Source organism: Methylobacterium sp. WL6 (genome assembly GCF_008040095.1).
GTDB lineage: Bacteria > Pseudomonadota > Alphaproteobacteria > Rhizobiales > Beijerinckiaceae > Methylobacterium.
The window spans coordinates 1-656 of the sequence record NZ_VRVH01000656.1 but is presented as its reverse complement, the minus strand read 5'-3'; the positions used below and the strand labels follow the sequence as shown (position 1 = coordinate 656).

At 80.0% G+C, this 656-nt stretch carries 1 protein-coding gene; it reads right to left on the bottom strand.

The genetic code is table 11. The features are described 5' to 3' along the window. The coding region (locus FV230_RS29030; RefSeq protein ID WP_147844806.1) for an NAD(P)H-hydrate epimerase at positions 1-656 on the bottom strand (656 nt) is incomplete at both ends.

Sequence of the window (656 nt, the reverse complement as noted above, 5' to 3'; positions counted from 1 at the left end):
GCCAGCCGCGCCGCGCCGGTGCGGGTGGCCGGCCCCGACAGCACGAGGGCGTGGCCGCGGGTGTACTTGTGGCTCGCATCGGCGAGCCGCGGCAGGCGCGCGCCCCAGACCTCCGGTCCGTTGCGGAACGCCGGGGCGCCGACCGCGAGTCCGGCCGCGAACGCCGCCGGGCCGGTGCCGATCCCGGCGACGTGCAGCCGGCCGCACAGGCCGCGGCCGGGCTGCAGCCGGTGGCCGGGCTTCTCCGCGACGAACGTGACGGTCTCGACCGCCCGGAGCGCGAAGCCGCGGACGGCGCCGGTATCGCCGTCGACCCCGCTGGGCACGTCGACCGCCAGCACCGGGCGCCCGGACGCCGCGACCCGCTCGAGCGCATGGCGGGCCGGCCCTTCGAGGTCGCGCGACAGGCCGGCGCCGAACAGCGCATCGACGACGAGGTCGGCGCGCGACGGCTCGGCCTCCGCCAAGCCCAGCACCGTCCCGCTCCACGCCGCCGCGGCCTCGGCCGCATCGCCCGAGAGGGCGTCGCGGGGGCCGAGCAGGGCGAGATCGACGCCGTGCCCGGCCTCGGCGAGCAGGCGGGCCGCGACGAACCCGTCGCCGCCGTTGTTGCCGGGGCCGCACAGGACGAGCACCCGGCCGCCCGGGGCCAGGTG